Annotated in this window: 3 protein-coding genes and 1 pseudogene; 3 read left to right on the top strand and 1 reads right to left on the bottom strand. The window is 72.6% G+C overall.

All coding sequences use genetic code 11. From position 1 onward, the window contains the following. Positions 1-571, bottom strand: a pseudogene (locus H7J06_RS03430) (hypothetical protein); the annotation flags it as partial. 199 nt (positions 572-770) lie between these two features. On the opposite strand from H7J06_RS03430, the gene H7J06_RS03425 reads away from it, so the two are divergent. The 3 genes from H7J06_RS03425 to H7J06_RS03415 all read left to right on the top strand — a co-directional run. Next, positions 771-1,427, top strand: a complete 657-nt coding sequence (locus tag H7J06_RS03425; RefSeq protein WP_264037023.1) for a DUF6474 family protein — start codon at positions 771-773, stop codon at positions 1,425-1,427. A gap of 26 nt (positions 1,428-1,453) precedes the next feature. Then, positions 1,454-1,972: a hypothetical protein gene (locus tag H7J06_RS03420; RefSeq protein WP_264037021.1), complete on the top strand. Its 519-nt coding sequence runs from the start codon at positions 1,454-1,456 to the stop codon at positions 1,970-1,972. Between the two features lie 40 nt (positions 1,973-2,012). Then, a partial coding sequence (locus tag H7J06_RS03415; RefSeq protein ID WP_372515228.1) for a YcnI family copper-binding membrane protein occupies positions 2,013-2,576 on the top strand: 564 nt, incomplete at its 3' end.

Raw genomic sequence — 2,576 nt, 5'->3', positions numbered from 1 at the left:
CGGGCAACGCGGGCGACCTCGGGACGCCGCCACCGCCGCCGGTGCCGCTGCCGCTACCGGCGGCCGAGCCGGGCGGAAGGCCGGGGCCCGGCGGGGACGGCCAGCACCACGGCCACCACTGCCATCGCGGATGGTCCTCGTGGTCGTCGACGTCGGCCGGCGGCTGGTTCTCGTCCGGCGGCGGGACGCTGCCGGGAGTGGTGGTCGGGGCGGCGGTCTGGGTGGACGGCGCCGCCGCGACACTCGGGGTCGGGGTGGGGTCGCTTTGCGGCGACGGTGTCGCACGGGGCGTGGTTCGTTTGCCAGACGTCTCGGGGGTGCGGGTGGATCCGCCGCGGCCGTCGCCGACCTGGGACGTGGGCTTGGGGGCGGTCGCGGTCGCGGTGGCGGTGGGCTGTTCGGAGGGCGGAGCCGGGGTGTCGGCGCCGGTCGGGTCGGCCGGTGCGGCGCCGGCGTCGTCGCTGTGAGCTGGCTCGGGATCGGCGAGGGCCATGGTGGCACCGGCACCGCTCAGGAGCAACCCGGATGTCACCAGACAGGCCGCCGCGGCGATGCGAATTCGCGTAGCCACGTGATGACACCTCTCCTCGATCGGAGCCGCCGATCGGGGCAATTCTCGCACGAGAACGCTTCGGCGTTTGCTGGAGCTCGACGGCCCTCGGCCCTGGACCGGGGCCGGAACGGGACTCTCGGGCGACCGGCATTAGTGTTGGCGGCACCACGCAGCCACGATCGCCAGATCACGACGAAATGACCGGGAGGCAGCCGGGATGGGCCTGTTCAGACGGCGGAAGAGCCGGGCGACTCGTCGTGCCGAGGCCAAGGCCATCAAGGCCAAGGCGAAACTGGAGGCGCGACTCTCCGCGAAGAACGAAGCGCGGCGCATCAAGGCCGACGGCAGACGCCAGGTCAAGGCCATGAAGGCGGGCCTCAAGGCGCAGCGGGCCAGCGACCGAAACGCCCTACGAGTGGCCGAGACCCAGCTCAAGGCGGTCCGCGAGGGAAAGCTGCTGTCGGCGTCCCGGATTCGCCGGGCGCTGACCGTCTCCCGGATGCTGGCACCGATCGTGGTGCCGATCGCCTACCGCGCCGCCATCGCCGCGCGAGGCCTCGTCGACGAACGGCGCGCCGACCGGCTGGGTGTGCCGCTAAGCCAGGTGGGCCAATTCTCCGGAGCGGGTGGAGCGTTGTCCGCGCGCATCGCCAGCGCCGAACAGACCCTGTCGCAAGTGGCGGCTGCGAAGCCGAAGGACGCCGAGACCAAGCAGTTCGTGGCCGCGGTGACCGATCGGCTGCGCGACCTCTCCGCGGCCGTGACCGCCGCGGAGAACATGCCGACCCCGCGACGCAAGGCCGCGCACGCCGCGATCGGCGACCAGTTGGACGGGGTGGACGCCGACCTGATGGCACGTCTCGGAGTGGTCTGATCAACGACCGTCCCCGTCGTCGACGCATGCCACCGGCGGCCCGCCTTCCCGGGGCGGCGGCCGGGGCGTTGACGGCGGCGCTCGCGGTGGCTGCCCACGGCACCGCCGGTGGCGGCCTGCCGTCGGGGCCCACCGCGGCCATGCTGGCCCTGCTGTCGATCACCCTCGGGGCTCTGGTCGCGACCATCCGCGACGCCGTCGACTTCCGGGTCCTCGTCGCCGTCCTCGCGGTTGGCCAGCTCCTCAGCCACGTCCTACTCGGCGCCGGCGGGCACACCCACTCCCCGACCGCCGGGACGTCGCCACTCGTGATGCTCGCCGCCCATGTCGTGGCCGTCGCGGTCGGCGCCGCCCTGATCGCAGCCGGCGGGCGCCTCGCCGCCGCCCTGTCCCGCGTGCTCGTCGTCGCCACGCGCCTCGTCCGCCACCCCGTCGCCGGCCCGGAGACGACGGCGGTCGCGAGTGCGGATCAACCCCTGCAGTCCGTGCGCCTCCTGTCGGCGTCGTTGTCGCATCGTGGTCCACCGGTCGTCTTCGCCTCCTGACCGAAACGACCCATCCGACCAACGAAGGCGACAACTCAACATGAGATCCATTCACCGGGCGTCCTCGCGCGCCCTCATCACGACCGCTGCCACCGGCGCGGTCATGTCCATCGCGGTACTGACGGGTGCGGGCACGGCGTCGGCACACGTTCACGTCGACGCCGACGACGCGGCTCCGGGCAGCACGTCCGTGCTGACCTTCCGCGTCCCGGGAGAGTCCGAAAAAGGAGCATTGACAACAGAATTCAGCGTCGCACTGCCCAACGTCGCATCCGCTCGCACGGAGGTGATGCCCGGGTGGACGGCCCGGCTGGACCGCGACGCCGCCGCCGGCACGGTCCGATCGGTCACGTGGACCGCTGCTCCGTCGGTCGGCATCTCGTCCGACCAGTTCGCGTTGTTCAACGTCTCGGTGACCCTGCCCGACCAACCGACGGTGACCTTGCCGGCCACCCAGACCTACTCGGACGGCACGGTCGTGCGGTGGGACCAGCCACCCCTTCCCGACGGCGGCGAGCCCGAACACCCCGCGCCGGAACTAAAGCTGACCGGCGCGCCCGCCGACGGGCACGACGATCACCGCCGACGGGCACGACGATCACAG

Source organism: Mycolicibacterium hodleri (assembly GCF_025822245.1).
In the GTDB taxonomy this organism is placed as follows: Bacteria; Actinomycetota; Actinomycetes; order Mycobacteriales; family Mycobacteriaceae; genus Mycobacterium; species Mycobacterium hodleri.
The sequence above is the reverse complement of the archived record's forward strand: the minus strand, read 5'-3'. Positions and strand labels throughout refer to the sequence as shown.

What these genes read in the sequence shown, in the direction of transcription:
- H7J06_RS03425 (WP_264037023.1), top strand. Translation starts at nt 771, where the DNA reads ATGGGCCTGTTCAGACGGCGGAAGAGCCGGGCGACTCGTCGTGCCGAG.
- H7J06_RS03420 (WP_264037021.1), top strand. Translation starts at nt 1,454, where the DNA reads ATGCCACCGGCGGCCCGCCTTCCCGGGGCGGCGGCCGGGGCGTTGACG.